The sequence below is a fragment of the Methylobacterium sp. CM6247 genome (genome assembly GCF_054817925.1).
In genome coordinates this window covers 884578-900716 of the sequence record NZ_JBTXKX010000003.1, presented here as the reverse complement: position 1 = coordinate 900716, position 16139 = coordinate 884578, and the positions used below count along the sequence as shown (strand labels likewise).

Here is a 16139-nt window from a genome sequence, read left to right as displayed (position 1 = left end):
GCAATACCCGCCGAACCCAAGGCGGCGACGTGAGACCAGACATGAGAGGGGCCGGATCGATCGCGATCCGGCCCTTTTCGATATTCCGTTCCCGAAGAGAGACCCGCCCTACGCGCCGCCCCATTGCATGGTCAGGCCGCCATCCACCACGAGGGTATGGCCGGTGACGTAATCGGCGTCGTCCGAGGCGAGGTAGAGGATCGCCTTGGCGATGTCGTCGGGCTGGCCGGCGCGGTGCCACGGGATGCGCTCCAGGGAGGCTTCGAGCTTCTCGGGGTTCTCGAACCGGTCGCTGGTCATCGGCGTCTCGATCAGGCCGGGGGCGACGTTGTTGACGTTGATCTTGTCCTCGGCGAGTTCGCGCGACAGGCTGCGGCAGAGCGAGCCGACGCCGGCCTTCGACATGCCGTAGGGCGCGCTTTCCGGCGTCGGCAGGTGCTGGGCCACCGACGAGACGATGACGATCTTCCCCCGCCCGCCATGGGCCCGCCGGACCTTGATGAAGGCACGGGCACAGAAGACCGGCCCCATCAGGTTGACCCGCAGGATCTGTTCGAGCTTGCCGTCGTCCATCTCGGCCACCGGCATGCCGCTCATGGCCTGGCCGGCATTGTTGACGAGAATATCGAGAACGCCGAACTCGGCCGCCACCTTGGCGAAGGTCGCCTCGACGGAGGCCGGGTCACCGACATCGTCCTGGATCACCAGGCATCTGCGCCCGGCGGCCTCGACCCGGCGCGCGGTCTCCCGCGCGCCGTCCGCATCGGTGTTGTAGGTGATCGCCACGTCCGCGCCTTCGCGCGCGAACAACTCGGCCGCAGCCTGTCCGATACCGGAATCCGCCCCGGTGATCAGAGCGCGTTTGCCCTGCAACTTCATGTCTGTCCCATCCGTGCGAGAAGGGGTGCGCGGCCATTGCGTGGCCGGCGATCACCCGTGATCTTCAGGACAATGGGCCGAGGAAAACGCGGTTCCCGGGATGCGGCATCGGCGGGGAGGGACGTCCCTCCCCGGGCTCAGGTGATGACGCTGGGCTCGCTGCGCCCCGTGATGCCGGCGATGTCGGCGATGTCGCGCGCCGCCTGGACGACCGGGGCGAGGACGACATCCGGCGTCAGGTCGAGCCGGTCCGGGTCGCTCTCGTAGCGCTCGATATAGACCCTCAGCGTCGCCCCCGCCGTGCCGGTGCCGGAGAGGCGGTAGACCACACGCGCATCCTCGGCGAAGCTGATGCGGATGCCCTGCTGCGCCGTCACGGAGCCGTCGACCGGGTCGACATAGCGAAAATCGTCCGCCGTGGAGACGGTGAGATCGCCGATCCGGCGGCCGGGCAGGCTCGCGACCTGCGCGCGCAACCCCTCCATGAGGCGGTTGGCGCTCTCGGACTCGATCTCCTCGTAATCGTGGCGGGTGTAGTAATCGCGGCCGAACGAGGCCCAATGCTCGCGCACGATGGCATCGGCGCGCTTGCCCGTCGCCGCCAGGATGTTCAGCCACAGCAGCACGGCCCAGAGCCCGTCCTTCTCGCGGACGTGGTTCGAGCCGGTGCCGGCGCTCTCCTCGCCGCAGAGGGTGATGAGGCCGGCATCGAGCAGGGTGCCGAAGAACTTCCACCCCGTCGGCGTCTCGTAGGCGGGAATGCCGAGCGACGCGGCGACCCGGTCGGCGGCACGGCTCGTGGGCATCGAACGGGCGATGCCAGCGAGGCCGGAGGCGTAGCCCGGCGCGCGATGGGCATGGGCGGAAAGGATCGCCAGGCTGTCGCTCGGGGTGACGAAGAGGCCGGGCGCCACGATCATGTTGCGGTCGCCGTCCCCGTCCGAGGCCGCGCCGAAATCCGGCGCGTCCGCGCTCAGCATCAGCTCGTAGAGCTCGTGGGCATGGACCGGGTTGGGGTCTGGGTGGTGGCCGCCGAAATCCTCCTCCGGCGTGCCGTTCACCACCGTGCCGGAAGGGGCGCCCAGCGCCCCTTCCAGGATTGCGGTAGCGTAGGGGCCGGTCACCGCGCTCATGGCATCGAACCGCATGCGGAAGCCGGAGGCGAACAGGCGGCGGATCGCGTCGAAATCGATGAGTTCCTGCATCAGGGCCGCGTAATCGGCCACCGGGTCGATGATGGACACGACCATGCCGTCGATCCGAGCCTCGCCCACAATGTCGAGGTCGAGATCCGGCACGTCGGCGATGCGATACTGGGTGATCGCCTTCGTGCGCTCGTAAATGGCGGCGGTGACGGATTCCGGGGCCGGACCGCCATTGGCGGCGTTGAACTTGATCCCGAAATCTCCGTCCGGGCCTCCGGGATTGTGGCTCGCCGACAGGACGATGCCGCCGATCGCGCCGTGCTTGCGGATGACGCAGGAGGCCGCCGGTGTGGAGAGGAGACCACCTTGGCCGACGAGAACCCGGGCGAAGCCGTTGGCGGCGGCAAGTTTCAGGGTCGTCTGCACCACCTCGCGGTTGAAGAAGCGGCCATCGCCGCCCACCACCAGGGTCGCGCCCTCGCGGTCGGGGATGATGTCGAAGATGGATTGGACGAAATTCTCGACGTAGCGGGGCTGCTGGAAGACGGGGACCTTCTTGCGAAGGCCCGACGTCCCGGGCTTCTGGTCAGAGAATGGCGAAGTCGGCACGTGCCTCGAAGTCATCCGCGAAAGCCCCTCATTGTCGGCGGGGACAACACAACGGCTCGTCCGTTCCGGTCAACCACCCTGAATGGGTCGAGACGGAAACTTTCTTCGGAATCGTCTCGTCGCGCCTCCTTTGCCACGAAGGTGGGCGACGTCCCGTCGCGTCATCGCGTGGTGTTCGTCGCGACACCTTCGGAGAACGGGACCGTCAGGACGGTTTCGCCCGCTTCGTCGATGATTTCGAACGAGCGATCCAGAGCGTCGCTCAGGGTGGAGCCGCTGACGAGGGCGTTGGCGACGATCTGCTTGACGCCGATCATGACCTCGTCGCGCAGGTCGTCCAGGCCGCCGAACTCGTCTCCGTCCGGATCGAGATGGAGCCCGTCGCGATCGCGCAGGTTCAGAAAGTATCGCGGCATGCCGGTCTCCTACCGTAACGGCCAAGCCTAGACTGGGTGTGCCATGCGGCTGCCGCAAGGGAGATCGGGCAGGAAACCGCAGTCAAGAAACCGCAGGCAAGAAACTGTACGCAAGCAACCACGGGCAGGAAACCGGACGCAGTCCCGCCTTTGGGGGCGGCGAGCCTGCTCAGAACATGGTCTGTCCATCCACCCGAAGGTAGCCGGCCTTGAATTCGGCAAGAGACCTCAGCCTGGGCCAGTCCAGGACCTTCAGGTTCTTGCCCTTGAGTTCGATCAGCCCCCGCCGTCTCAGTTCCTGCAGCGAACGGTTGACGTGGACGGTCGTCATCCCCGTCGTGTCCGCCAGTTCGTGCTGCGTCATGGGGAGATCGCAGCTATCCTCCGTGGCCAGGCCGACAGCCCGCAGCCGGACGAGGAACTCGCAGAAGAGATGCGCGATCCGCTCCAGAGCCGACCGGCAGCCGATATTCACCAGCCATTCGCGCAACGTCGCCTCGTCGATCAGGGCGGAGATGCGCATCGCCCGGGCGATCGCCGGATGGTTCTCGGTGATCTCTCTCAGGGTCGTGGCGGAAACGCGTGCGACCTTGCAGGGGGATAGGGTCGCGATCGTATGGTCGAGCCGGTTCAGCAGGGCGATGTCGAGATCGCAGGTATCGCCCGGAACGAGATAGGCCGTGATCTGTCGGGCGCCGTTGGCGCGTTGCTTGAACCGGCAACCGATCCCTTCGGTGATGAAGATGATATCGCTCGGCGGCTCGCCTTCGCGGACGAGGTTGGTGCGGGCGGGAACGTCGCGGGCGACGGACGCGAGCCGATGAAGCGCGTCCCTATCGGCGTCGCTCAGTTCCACGAAGCCTTCCAGCTTCTGGATCAGAGGATTGAACACGCTATCCGCCGTATTCGAGAATCTATTCCGCGACAATGGTCGATATCTCTATGCGATCAACATCGGCTTTCGCCAAAAGTAGCATTCTTCGAAACGCGTTTTCAATGATCTATGACAATTGAAGGACGCGAACCGCGATTATCTTAAGATAATCGTCCTCGTACTAAAGTCGTAGTCATGCCCCGGTTCGACGCAAGGTTCGAGCCGGACGGGCGCCGCCCCCACCTCCTGCTGTGACTGATCGATTCCCGAAACCGTGGATCGTCAAGGCGAAAGGGGCTTGCTCGACCGCCAGATCCATGGGGATGATCATTTGCCGCATGCTCTTGTCTTCTTTGACTATACGTCCTCGCAAAAGTGCCAAAAGCTCCTGGTGGGCCACATGACCGTAAAGACGGCTCCGATAGCAGCTGTAGGGAAGGTGAGGCATCGATCGCGAAAGTTCTAGTTCAGGCCACGGGGCGAGCGCCTCGATCATATCGAAGACGAGATGTCGATTCTAGGACGGTGATACGCAAAAGGAAGGCGGTGAATAAGGTCGGCCAGACGCTTGGTACGGATCATGACCATCGCCGGAGGGGAGATCGACGCTCATCGAGGCCTGAACACGTTGGGGGCGGTCCAGGGATCAACCCTCTGCGGCATCCTCGGCGATGAGGCGGCGGTACTCCGCCTCCGGTATGCCGTAGCTTTCGCCCGCGATGAGCTTGAGCTTGTCGCGATTGACGATCTCGATGTGAGACCTCCGGGCCCGGACCGTGCCGGCGCCTTCGAGGATATGGATCGTCGTCGTCACCCCGGGGCGATGGACGCCGAGCATGACGGACAGGAATTCGTGCGTGATGGGAAACTCATCGCCCGATACACGGTCGTGGCACATCAGCAGCCAGCGAGCCAGCCGTTCTTCCAAAGTATAGGAACCGTGCGACAATGCTGTCTGAGCGGTGAGAAGCTGGAAGATGTGAGCATAGCGCATCATCAACTTGCGGAAGGCAGGTCTTTCCTCGACCAAGCTGCGGAACGAGGCCTTGTCCACCTGCAGCGCTTCGCCGTCGATCTGCATGAAGGTTTCGTGGGGCGTGGATTCCACGTCGAACAGCAGCGGTAGGCCGCTGGCTCCCTCCGAGCCGATGATCCCCACCTCGATGCGCCTGCCTTCGCGGGTGCCGACCACCACCGAGGCGACGCCGCTCTCGATGAAACGCATATGGGTCAAGGGCTGGCCGGGTTGGATGAGGACGTCCTTCCGCTTCAGCGTGACCGGCTCGAGAACGGTTTCGATGGCCGCATAATCGTCGGGGTGCATCCGGGAGAGAAGGCTGTTGCGAACGTGTTTTTGAGAAGGAATGACCATGCAATTGCCCCGAAGAGTCGGCGTCCGGTTTACGCGCCGCTCATCAACCCCAAACGCCAAACGTACCATAGCAACTGCGTCACGGGTCCAACAAATGATAGGCGGTGATTTGTGGATTATGAGCGTTTTTGGCGTTCTTTGTGCGTAATTCGACATTCGGCATGATCGAGTCCCTGTCTCGGGATCTCTGACGCGCCCGATCGAGACGATCGGCATCCTTGGCCGCTCGCCTCGATTTCCTTTTCCGGCCGGGCGGGACGAAGGGATTGCGGGTCCGAATACGCTTTCGGGCGATGCCGCCCGGAGGGACCACGTCGCTGCCGGGCGAGATTCCGTCATCGCGGCGCGGGAATTGCAGGCGTGGTTTCACGGGGCGGGGAAGGGCCGGTTTCCAGGCGCGTCACGGATGATGGGAGATTCGTTTCGGCCGTCGGGCATGCGGATTGTCACGTCGACCGGCGTGCCGTGGCCCTCGGATTCATGGCCTTGGATTCACGCCCTCGGATTCATGGCCTCGGATTCTTGTATGGCCTGCATGAGGAATGTCGAATTGTCATGGCACTGCGATAAGCTTAACCGTTTGAAGCCTCTGGGGTTAAGTCGCCGCAGATACATGTCTATGGCCGAAAGATCATAGATCCGACTTTTGAAACGGAGATGTCAGTGCCTAATTTTCTCAAAGCACTCGTCATGACGGTGATTGCTTTTGTTTCGATTTACTATCTGACCGGTAATTCGACGATGGCAGTGGCGCTATCTCTCATCCCTCTCCTGCTCGGCCTGGTGGGAGTGATGCATGGGTTTGCCTATAGTTTTGCTGCACTCTGCCTGGTCTGTGCGGTAGCCTGGTCGGTTGCTCCCCAGGAGACCAAGACGATGGTACGGGCCGAGGTGGAGAAGACCGGCGTCAAGATCACCGCAAAGTAGCACCGATCGGGCCGGGCGGGGGGATGCGGGACGAGGGGCCTCGGTGCCCCCTCCGATGCCGTCGCCGGCGCGTCGGTTGTCCTCGCTTTGGCGCGTTCGACACTGTTCTGGTAGGGTCACCGCAGGGCTCGCGTGCGAGATCGGTGCGGGATGGGTTCGATGCCGGGGGAAGAGGGCAGGGGCGGGGCGGCCACACGTCTTTTGATCGTCGACGACCATCCGCTGTTCCGCGATGCGTTGGCGAGCGCCGTCAAGCTCGCCTTTCCCGAAGCGGCGATCGCGGAGGCCGAGGGGATCGTCAGCGCCATGGCGGCCCTGACGGCCGACAGCCGAATCGATCTCGTGCTGCTGGACCTGTCGATGCAGGGCGTCGTCGGATTCGACGGCCTGATCTCGATCCGCTCCCGTTTCCCGCGCGTTCCGATCCTCGTCGTGTCCGGCCTGGAAGATCCGCGCATCATGCGCGAGGCGCTGCGGCACGGCGCGGCCGGGTTCGTGCCGAAGGCGGTCGACAAGGCGACGCTGACCCGTGCCATCGCGGACGTTCTGGGTGGAGGCCTGTCGATTCCGGCGGCGCTTTCCGGGCCCGCGGCGGATCTGGCCCCTCCGGCGACGCAGCTCGCGGAGCGGATCGCCCGCCTGACGCCGCAGCAATTACGGGTTCTCCTGATGATCCGGCAGGGAAAGCTCAACAAGCAGATCGCGCACGAGCTTCAGGTCGGGGATTCCACCGTCAAGGCGCATGTCTCCGAGATCCTGCGCAAGCTCGACGTCATCAGCCGCACCCAGATCGTGATCGAGACGGCCCTGCTCGATTTCGACCAGATCCGTGCCCCGCAGGCGGGGTGAGCGCGGGTCGCCGCTCCTCGGCCGAACCGCGCCGTCCCGGGGCCGATCCTCACGGGAATGTGCCCGGGGGCGGGCGAAGGGCAGGGGGCCGGACGTTGCATCCATGGCGGGCATGGCCGATGATGGAGTGTGGTGCGACGACCGACGCACGGGGCGCGTCGCCACACCGATCGCGGCCACGCTCCGGTCCGTCGCGATCCCATCCCCCTCCATCCGTTGAAGCGAGTGCGATCATGAAGAACTCGACGTTGCGGCTCGTCCTGCTTGCCGGGATGCTCACCGGATTGCCCATGACGGACGCCTCCGCCGCCGTGGGTGGCCGTATCGGCGCCTGCAAGCAGGAGCTGAAGGCCAAGGGCCTGAAGGGCGACGAGCGCAAGACGTTCATGAAGTCCTGCAAGGACGATGCGCGCAAGGCGTGCAAGGAGGAGGCGAAATCCGCCGGCTCGGACAAGGCCGACCGGCATGCCTTCATCAAGTCCTGCCTGAAGGGCGACGACGCCTCCGGAGCGACCACCGCCCCCACGGCCCCCGCAGCGAATGCACCCGCCCCGACGGCGCCCGGCTCGACCGTGCCCCCCGGCACCGGCACCGGCTCCGGCATGATACCGGAGGCGACGCCCCCGGCTCCTAAGCCCTGAAGCGCCAGACGCTGCTGCGCTTGATCTCCGCATCCTCGAGGGAGCGGCTCACCGGCACCTCGTAGGTCGCGAGGATGTCGAGCCGGTCCCTCGGCAGGTAGGAACGGCCGGGATCGCCGATGAGGATGGTGGCGCCCTGCTCGTGCAGGGCCGCCAGCCAGTCGGTGACCCGGCCGGCGATGTCGCTCTCGTAGAAGATGTCCGCCACGAGGATCGTCGTGACGCCGAGATCGGCCGGCCGCGAACCGATGAGGTCGTCGAGGACGGGCGTGATCCGTTCGCCGACGCCGTTGGCCTCGGCATTGAGGCCGATGGCCGCGATGGCGAAGGCGTCGAGGTCGCTCGCCGTCGCATGGGTGGCGCCGGCGAGCGCCGCCGCGATCGCCACCAACCCGGAGCCGGAGGCGAAATCGAGGATCCGCTGCCCGGCCACGAGGTCCGGGCGGTCGAGGATATGCCGGGCCAGGGCTTGCCCGCCCGCCCAGGCGAAGGCCCAGAACGGCGGCGGCAGGCCGATGGAATCGAGTTCGTCCTCCGTCTTCTGCCACAGCTCCGTGGCTTCGTCGGCGACATGCAGCACGATCTCCGGCGCGTGGGGGACGGGCAGAAGCCGCGTATTGGCGCGGATGAAGCGAAGTGGATCGACCGAGGGCGTCATGAGCGGATGAGATCCGCGTAGAGGCCCGAGACCGCCTGCATCACCGCATCCTCGGTGAAGCCGCCCTCGACCACGCGCCGCCGCGCGGCCTCGCCCATCCGCGCCACGAGGAGCGGATCGGCGGCGAGCCGGACCATGGCGGCAGCGAGGCTCCGCGCATCGTCCGGCGGGACCAGCATTCCCTCGATTCCCTCGCGAACCAGCGTCCGGCAGCCGGGAACGTCGGTGGTGAGGAGGGCGCGCCCGCAGGACGCCGCCTCCAGAAGCGTACGCGGCAGGCCTTCGCCGCCCCGGGAGGGCAGGCACCCGACATGGTGCTCCGCCCAGACGGCGCTCACATCGCGGGTCGGGCCATGCCAGGTGATGCCGTCCCGGCTCCAGGAACGCAGGGTCTCTTGCGGGATCGCCCTTCGGTTCGAGGCGTCGGGGGCACCGTAGAGGGAGAGCTCCACCGCCGCGCCCTCAGCGCGTGCGAGGCGCGTCGCCTCCACGGCAGTGTCGATACCCTTCGACCACAGCATCCGCGCCACGACGGCGATGCGCAGGGGCGGGGAGGGCGGTTGCGGCGTCTCTGCGAGTAAGGCCGGGTCGATGCCGGCCCCGCCGACGATGGTGACGGCCGTGTCGGCCGGATCGAGGCCGAGGGCGATGGCGTCGTCCGGGTTTTCGAACAGGAACCGGGTCTGTTTCGAGGCGAGCGGTCCACGGATCAGCTGGCGCAGGGCGATGCGGGCCATGCGTCCCGCGACGTCGGCGCGCGCGCCCATCAGGCCGAGCCCGGTCAGGGCATAGACCCGGCCTGAGATACCCGCCATCGCCGCCGCCGTCCCGCCGACGAGGATCGAGCGCAGCGCGATGCAATGGACGATATCCGCCTTCAGCGCCTTCAGGATCGCCGCGAGCTGGCCCGCCGCATAACCCGCCGCCATGGGGTTGAGACTGGAGCGCTCGGCCTCCAACTCGACCACGCGCCCCCCCGTCGCCTCGATCACCGCCCGGTGGTCGCGCACGCGGGTCACCACCGCCACGGACAGGCCCATCGCCACGGCGGCCCGCGCCATGGGCAGGAAGTGCGAGGCGAAGAACCAGTCCTCGGTGACGACGAAGACGAGCCGCTTCATCGGCGCGGAGGAGGGCGAGGGGGACGTGGCCATGAGAGAGGCTGTAGCACGCCGCCGCTCCGGAGCGAGGCGAATGGCAGGAGTGTTATGGCAAGTGGGAGACAGGATGAGCGAGGACGTGCCTGTCAGGCATCCCCCCGGCGAGACATCGCGCCGCCGGTCCGGCTCGGAACGCCGCCCGTGCCCGGCCGGTTGACGGTTCCTGACGATCGACGGGAGGCGGGTGATGGCGATGGATCGCGAAGAGGACGGCGTTGTCGCCGATCCGCGGGATGCGGCCATCGAGGCAGGCCTGACCTATGTCGATGCCGACCGTCCGGGGCTCACGCGCCGCAGGAGCGGAACCGGGTTCTCCTATCGCGATGCCAAGGGCAAGCCCGTCCGCGACCCTAAGATCCTGAAGCGGGTCCGGTCCCTGGCGGTCCCGCCCGCCTATACCGATGTCTGGATCTGCCCGCGTGCCGACGGCCATATCCAGGCCACGGGACGGGACGCCAAAGGGCGGAAGCAGTACCGCTATCACCCTGATTTCCGGCAGGCGCGCGACTCGACCAAGTTCGAGCACATCATGGCCTTCGCCGACGTCCTGCCCGCCATCCGGGCGCGGGTGGACGAGGATATGAGCCGTCGCGGGTTGTCCCGCGAGAAGGTGCTCGCCACCATCGTCCACCTCCTGGAGGCGACCCTCATCCGTGTCGGCAACGACGATTATGCCCGCACCAACAAGAGCTACGGCCTCACCACCCTGCGCGATCCCCATGTGACCGTCGCTGGCGCGGAGCTGACGTTCCGCTTCAAGGGCAAGAGCGGCAAGATGTGGAACCTGTCGGTGAAGGACCGGCGCGTGGCCCGCATCGTCAAATCCTGCCAGGACCTGCCGGGCCAGGAACTGTTCCAGTATCTCGACGACCAGGGCGAGACGCGCGACGTCACCTCGGCCGACGTGAACGCCTATCTCCGCGAGATCACCGGGCAGGAGATCACCGCCAAGGATTTCCGGACCTGGGCCGGCACGGTGCTGGCCGCCCTGGCCCTTCAGGAATTCGAGGCGTTCGACAGCGAGGCCAAGGCCAAGAAGAACCTGCGCGCGGCCATCGAGAGCGTATCGGCGCGGCTCGGCAACACGCCGACGATCTGCCGCAAATGCTACATCCACCCCGAAATCCTCGACGGCTACCTGGAGGGCGCGTTGCTGATCCAGGTGGCGGATGCGGTGGAAGACGAGTTGCGGGACGATATCGCACGGTTGAAGCCCGAAGAGGCGGCGGTTCTCGGATTGCTGCGGGCGCGTCTCGAAAAGGCGAAGGGCACCGTCTCGGTCAAGACGAAGGTGCCGGCCAAGGTAAAGGCCAAGAGTTCGACGCAAGCCAAGAGTTCGACGAAGGCCAAGGCCATGGGGGCTGCGACGGGCGAAGTGACGTCGCGCAAGCGACGTTCCGGCTCGGTGAAGCCCGAGGCCCGAGCGACGGCATAGGCGGGGACCGGACATCGCATGACCGAAATCTACCGGACGGTACCCGCCCTGAACGTCCGCGATGAGTGGAAGCGGACTCTGACGGTACGTCCCGAAGCAGACGTTTCGCCTCGACCGTGATTGCCGCTGCGCATGCGCCATAAGCGACATGTCTATATTGAAAACGGCGGCTGCCCCATACAAAATCTCGGACAGCCCATATAATCTTACCTAAAGGCTCCCGGTTTTGTTTGGTAAAATCTCATTTATTCAACCGAAGGTCGCGTAAATTACAATGAGATAGCGTCGATGTGCTGTGACCCCCGTGCAACAAATAGTCAAAAGGGCGTCTCAGTTTATAATACTTCTAGATTTTTTGGCATCCAGATAGAAATGCCTATAAACGTCACTTCTCGCGCAGGGCAAATCAAGCTTGACGCCATATGTTTCTGAATTGTAACGGACGAAAAACCATAACAGGCTAGCTTTTGTTCGTGTCCAAATCTTTCAAAAACAATAAAAAAATCTTTCCGCTGGTTACTTCGGTTACCATCGGTTTTGTGGCGCAATCCGGATCATTGAACGGTTTCGGGCCAAGTTCCGCTTTAGCACAGCTTGCGGCAGACTCCTCTCAGGAAGTGCAGCTCGACGAATTATCAGTGGTCGGCAATGGCGGGCCGGCAAGCAAAGTGGATGGTTACCTCGCCAGAAACAGTGTCAGCGCAACGCGCACTGACACGCCCCTGCGCGAGGTGCCACAAACAGTCGTTGTCGTGCCAGACCAGATCCTCAAGGACGTCGCCGCCACCCGCGTCGATGCGGCGCTCGATCTTGCCGGAGTCGGCCGAGCGAATAACTTCGCAGGTCTCGGGCTGACGGAATTTACGATCCGCGGCTTCTCTACGGGGGAGTACTATCGAAACGGCTTCCCCATGAACCGTGGCTATCCAAACTCGCCTGATGTCGCCTCGATCGAGCGGATTGAGGTCCTGAAAGGCCCCTCGGCGTTCCTCTATGGTCGTGGCGATCCGGGCGGCACCTTCAACATCGTTACCAAACAGCCTCAGGCCGAACGCTCTCTCGCCATCGGAACACAGTTCGGAAGCTTCAATCAGAAACGCACCACCTTCGATGCTACCGGTGCGCTCGATCAGGAGGGGCGCGTGCTCGCCCGCGTCACAGGTGCAGTCGAGGACAACGGCAGCTTCCGAGACTTCGTGCATAGCGACCGTTACTATCTCGCGCCCGTAATCGCGTGGAAGCCGTCGGCCGACACCACGATTACGCTCGAGGGCGAGGTGGTGAGCACCGCGGCGACCTTCGACCGGGGTATCGTGCCTATCAACGGCAACTTGCGTGCGGTGCCGCGCAGCCGCTTCATCGGCGAGCCCGGCATCCCGCCCGTCCGCAACGACAACGCGCTCGGGCAGCTCCGCATCGAGCACCGGCTCGATTCGAACTGGGTGGTGAGCGCGGGCGCGCAGGCGCTCGGCGGCCAGCTTTACGGCAACGGCGTCGGTGCTGTGAACGTGCTGGGCGACGGCCGCACCCTGCGGCGCACCTTCGAACACCGCGATTTGAGCTGGTCGGATCTTAACCTGCAGCTCAATCTTGCGGGCAAGTTCGAGACCGGACCTTTCCGTCACACCCTGCTGATGGGCTTCGAGTACGACAGCTACCGCTACCGGGAGATCTTCGATCGCTCGAATGTGAACGTCAATCCGTTCACCCTCGACCTTCTCGCGCCTCGCTACGGGCAATCTCCGCTGCCGCCGCTCGGCTCGATTACCAACTTCCTCCAAAACACTCAAAGCTACGGAGGCTATATCCAGGACCAGATCGATATAACTCCGCGGCTTCACGCCCTCCTCGGCGTGCGCGTGGAGGATCTTGGTCTCGTCTCGACCGATTATCGGACTGGCCGCACCACCAGCCTGCAGGGGACGGTCGCGACCCCGCGTTTCGGCCTCGTCTACGATCTCACCGACGCAATCGCATTGTACGGCAATTATGGTCGCTCTTTCCGCCCAAACACCGGCACTGACCGCAGCGGGAACCCCTTTGCCTTCGAGCAGGGTGAGGGATACGAGGCCGGCGCGAAGCTCAGCCTGCTCGACGGAAGCCTGAGCGCTACGGCCGCCGTGTTCGACATCCGCAGGACCAATGTCCTCACCGTCGATCCAGGCGATTCGAACTTCAGTGTTGCGGCAGGCGAGGTACGCAGCCGTGGTTTCGATCTGACCGTCGCGGGCTATTTGACCCCCGGCTGGCGGGTATTCGGCACCTACACTCATGCCGATGCCGCTGTCACGCGCGACAACACATTGGCCGTCGGGACACGCATCGCGAACATCCCGGCCGATAGCGTCGCTCTACAAAGCGTGTACGAGTTTCAGAACGCCGATCTGCGCGGCCTCGGCCTTGGCGGCGGCATGACCTATGTCAGCCAGCGGGTGGCTGGGACCGCTCTTTCCACCTTCCGCCTGCCGGAATACACGATCTTCAACTTGATCTCGTACTACTGGATCACGCCTCAGGTGCGGGTCTACCTCAACGTCGACAACCTGTTCGACGCACACTATTTTGATCGCGCTTGGCAAAACCGGTACGCCACTCCAGGCACACCCCGCACTATCATGGGCGGTGTCGCGGCCCGATTTTGACGTGAATCACCGGTGAGTAAAGATCCTCGCCGGAGGCTCGCAGTTAACTCAGGCCATGTGCGCTTCGCTGTTCCAGAAACTCGCGGCAGGACAGTCGCAAACCTAGCCAACCCGGCCGTACCATCAGTTCCACCAATCTGCCTGGAAGCGGACCTTCGGCTGCGTGGAAGCTCGGCAACGATTGGGGCACCTCGGGATCGCCGCGTTTCGAGATGATGGGGGTTCCACTGCGGTTAAATAAACGACGCTGAAAGCGGGCTGCTCCCAGCGGTGGTCACCCAACGTCGAATTTTTACCGCTGGCATCGACGCGAAAGCGCCCGTTCGGCGAATCCGGTCCTGCCTGCGTCTGGCGGGATTTTCTTCGGGGGCGCGGGTACGGCCGACGCGGCGAGCCGTCCCGTCACGCTTCCTCAGTGTCGCGCCATCGCTTCGATGATGGTCGAGCGGCCGTGCAGGCCGGTCTCGCTTTTGCCTTTCTCGGACTTGCCCTTGTCGCCCTTGCCTTGGCGCGGCATCTCGCTTTCGACGACGGGGGCCAGACCCAGTTGCCGTGCGAGGCAGACGAGGTCCTTCAGCCGGCCCGTCTGGGTCTTGCGACGAAGGTTGAGGCGATGCGTCTCCACGGTGCGGACGCTGAGGCTGAGGCGTCGCGCCACCTCCTTGTTGCTGAAACCGGCACTGAGAAACCGCAGGATTTCCGCCTCGCGGGGGGTGAGCCCTTCCCCGGCATCCGCCGCATCGGACGTTTCGACATTGGAGGTCGGGGCGTCCGCCTTGCCCGCCTGGGCCAGGCGGACGATGGTGGCGCTGATCTCCCGCGGGGTCGCCGATTGGGCGACCACCGCATCGATACCGGCCACGAGCAGATGGCGCAGGGTGTCGGCGGGCAGGCTCTGGAAGGCCGCCAGCACGCGCAGCCTCGGATGATTCTTCAGCGCGGTGATCCGGGCGAGGTCGGCCTCGCTCGCGTTTTCCCGCAGGAAGACCAGGGCGACGACGCTCTCGATTCCCGGACCGTCGAGCGGCAGATCGGCCTCGCTCACCGTATGCAGGCTGGGCTCATGCTCCAGGAAGGCCCTCAGGACAGGCCCGAGCCCCACGGGTTCGTCGACGATCAAAACTCCAACGGCCTGGTTCATGCCGCTCCCCCCTCTGTCCCATCGCGATACATCGCGCCCGGGCTGGTCAAGAGCGGTTCAAATCCCATTCCATCGGTTTATTCGGCGCGATTCCGCGTCGCGCGATGAATACAAGGGCGCATATCGCGAAAACAGCCGCGAAAATCGCCTTATCTCGGTTAACGCGGGCGAATGCATGCTGGCCGACCAACCACGCCTGTCCCTATCAGGAACAGCCCGGTCCGAAATGGGATCGGCTCATTCCATGCCTCACTGCCCCCGACCCATAGGTCGGAGGCAGTGAGATCCGGGATCAGCCTGCCCGGGCGAGGACGAGGTCGGAGGCGGCGGAAATCACCCGGTTGCGGCCCGTGGTCTTGGCCTCGTAGAGGGCGATGTCGGCGCGCTTGATCATGGCCTCGATCGTGTCGCCCTCGCTCCATTGGCTGACCCCGAAGCTGCAGGTCAGCCGGATCGGCGTGCGCGCCCCACGGATACGCATGCCTTCGACGAGGCGGCGCAGGCGTGACGCGAGAGCCTCGGCATCGGCCACCGGCCGGTGCGGAAGCACGATGCCGAACTCCTCGCCTCCGAGCCGCCCGACAATGCCTTCCTCCGCGATAGTCTTGCTGACGTTCTGGATCGCCGCATCGCCGACATCGTGGCCGTACTCGTCGTTGATGCGCTTGAAATGGTCGATATCCACCAGGATCGCCGACATGTCGCCGTGGTTGCCGACGCGGTCGGCAGCGTCCCGCACCCGCTGGAGGAAGGCGCGCCGATTGAGGAGACCGGTGAGCGGATCGGTCTCGGCAAGGCGAATCAGCTCGCTTTGCATGGTCGTCAGCCGTTCCGCGGCCCGCATGCGGGCATGCAGTTCCTCGGCGCCGGGCGGTTTCTCGATGAAATCGTCCGCTCCGCTGTCGAGGGCCTCGGCCAGATTGCGGGAGTTACGGGCCGAAGACATGGTGATCACGTAGAGAGGACGATTGGTCTCGGCGATCAGGCGCGCCGACCAGCATAGTTCGAGCCCGCTCAAAGGGCGGACTTCCAGGCTCGTGATCAGGACTCGCACAGTCGTCGTGTAAGTCACGAAGTCGAGTGCTGCCTGAGAATCGGTAAAGACATCGACCGTATGGCCTTGCGGCTCCAGAAGTCCGGCGACGACCTTCAGGACAACACGGCTCGTGTCGACGATGACAATGTGCATGGCGTTGGTCACTCGCCCGATTTCTAGCGCTGTGTTTCAGCATGGCAGCCACAGATTAACATGTTGCCAAGACGGCATGCCCACATGAGTCCATCCGAGGCCCCGGCAGGCGGATGCCCTGCATCGCCCCCTGCGGGAGGGCGTCGCAAGGCGGATCACCGACGCTCCGTCATCCCCGGTTGAATGCCGCGCCTCCGACTGG

Annotated in this window: 14 protein-coding genes; 5 read left to right on the top strand and 9 right to left on the bottom strand. The window is 64.7% G+C overall.

Annotated features, from left to right (window positions below; translation table 11 throughout):
- Positions 1-108: 108 nt before the first annotated feature.
- From ACYQOP_RS05070 to ACYQOP_RS05050, 5 genes are all read right to left on the bottom strand, one after another.
- Complete coding sequence (locus ACYQOP_RS05070) at positions 109-879, bottom strand: SDR family NAD(P)-dependent oxidoreductase (RefSeq protein WP_419953417.1); 771 nt, start codon at positions 877-879, stop codon at positions 109-111.
- 137 nt (positions 880-1016) lie between these two features.
- Positions 1017-2648, bottom strand: coding sequence for an alpha-D-glucose phosphate-specific phosphoglucomutase (locus tag ACYQOP_RS05065; protein ID WP_461221485.1), 1632 nt, complete (start codon positions 2646-2648; stop codon positions 1017-1019).
- A gap of 146 nt (positions 2649-2794) precedes the next feature.
- Positions 2795-3049: a DUF6894 family protein gene (locus ACYQOP_RS05060; RefSeq protein ID WP_461221483.1), complete on the bottom strand. Its 255-nt coding sequence runs from the start codon at positions 3047-3049 to the stop codon at positions 2795-2797.
- Positions 3050-3218: 169 nt separating this feature from the next.
- Complete coding sequence (locus ACYQOP_RS05055; RefSeq protein ID WP_244478163.1) at positions 3219-3941, bottom strand: Crp/Fnr family transcriptional regulator; 723 nt, start codon at positions 3939-3941, stop codon at positions 3219-3221.
- Positions 3942-4569: 628 nt separating this feature from the next.
- A complete protein-coding gene (locus tag ACYQOP_RS05050) occupies positions 4570-5451 on the bottom strand; it encodes a Crp/Fnr family transcriptional regulator (RefSeq protein WP_461221481.1) in 882 nt (293 codons plus the stop codon).
- 507 nt (positions 5452-5958) lie between these two features.
- Here ACYQOP_RS05050 and ACYQOP_RS05045 point away from each other — a divergent pair.
- The 3 genes from ACYQOP_RS05045 (at position 5959) to ACYQOP_RS05035 (ending at position 7712) form a co-directional block, all read left to right on the top strand.
- Positions 5959-6222, top strand: coding sequence for a hypothetical protein (locus ACYQOP_RS05045; protein ID WP_207410909.1), 264 nt, complete (start codon positions 5959-5961; stop codon positions 6220-6222).
- A 159-nt stretch (positions 6223-6381) separates the two neighbouring features.
- The gene (locus ACYQOP_RS05040) at positions 6382-7071 is read left to right on the top strand and encodes a response regulator (RefSeq protein WP_207410910.1); all 690 of its coding nucleotides are present in this window, start codon (positions 6382-6384) and stop codon (positions 7069-7071) included.
- A gap of 233 nt (positions 7072-7304) precedes the next feature.
- The gene (locus ACYQOP_RS05035) at positions 7305-7712 is read left to right on the top strand and encodes a PsiF family protein (RefSeq protein ID WP_461221479.1); all 408 of its coding nucleotides are present in this window, start codon (positions 7305-7307) and stop codon (positions 7710-7712) included.
- Here ACYQOP_RS05035 and ACYQOP_RS05030 read toward each other — a convergent pair.
- The gene (locus ACYQOP_RS05030) at positions 7702-8370 is read right to left on the bottom strand and encodes a class I SAM-dependent methyltransferase (RefSeq protein WP_461221477.1); all 669 of its coding nucleotides are present in this window, start codon (positions 8368-8370) and stop codon (positions 7702-7704) included. The two genes, ACYQOP_RS05035 and ACYQOP_RS05030, sit on opposite strands and share 11 nt — an antisense overlap.
- Positions 8367-9524, bottom strand: a complete 1158-nt coding sequence (locus ACYQOP_RS05025) for a glycosyltransferase family 4 protein (RefSeq protein ID WP_461221475.1) — start codon at positions 9522-9524, stop codon at positions 8367-8369. The genes ACYQOP_RS05030 and ACYQOP_RS05025 overlap by 4 nt, the downstream gene beginning before the upstream one ends.
- A 193-nt stretch (positions 9525-9717) precedes the next feature.
- On the opposite strand from ACYQOP_RS05025, the gene ACYQOP_RS05020 reads away from it, so the two are divergent.
- Both ACYQOP_RS05020 and ACYQOP_RS05015 read left to right on the top strand, forming a co-directional pair.
- Positions 9718-10965 (top strand): DNA topoisomerase IB, encoded by a 1248-nt coding sequence (locus ACYQOP_RS05020; protein WP_461221473.1) that lies wholly within the window; start codon positions 9718-9720, stop codon positions 10963-10965.
- 557 nt (positions 10966-11522) lie between these two features.
- A complete protein-coding gene (locus ACYQOP_RS05015) occupies positions 11523-13607 on the top strand; it encodes a TonB-dependent siderophore receptor (protein WP_461225196.1) in 2085 nt (694 codons plus the stop codon).
- 412 nt (positions 13608-14019) lie between these two features.
- On the opposite strand, the gene ACYQOP_RS05010 is transcribed toward ACYQOP_RS05015, so the two are convergent.
- The gene (locus ACYQOP_RS05010) at positions 14020-14748 is read right to left on the bottom strand and encodes a helix-turn-helix transcriptional regulator (protein WP_207410916.1); all 729 of its coding nucleotides are present in this window, start codon (positions 14746-14748) and stop codon (positions 14020-14022) included.
- 292 nt (positions 14749-15040) lie between these two features.
- On the bottom strand, positions 15041-15937 hold the full coding sequence (locus ACYQOP_RS05005) for a GGDEF domain-containing response regulator (protein ID WP_207410917.1): 897 nt from the start codon (positions 15935-15937) through the stop codon (positions 15041-15043).
- Positions 15938-16139: the final 202 nt, after the last annotated feature.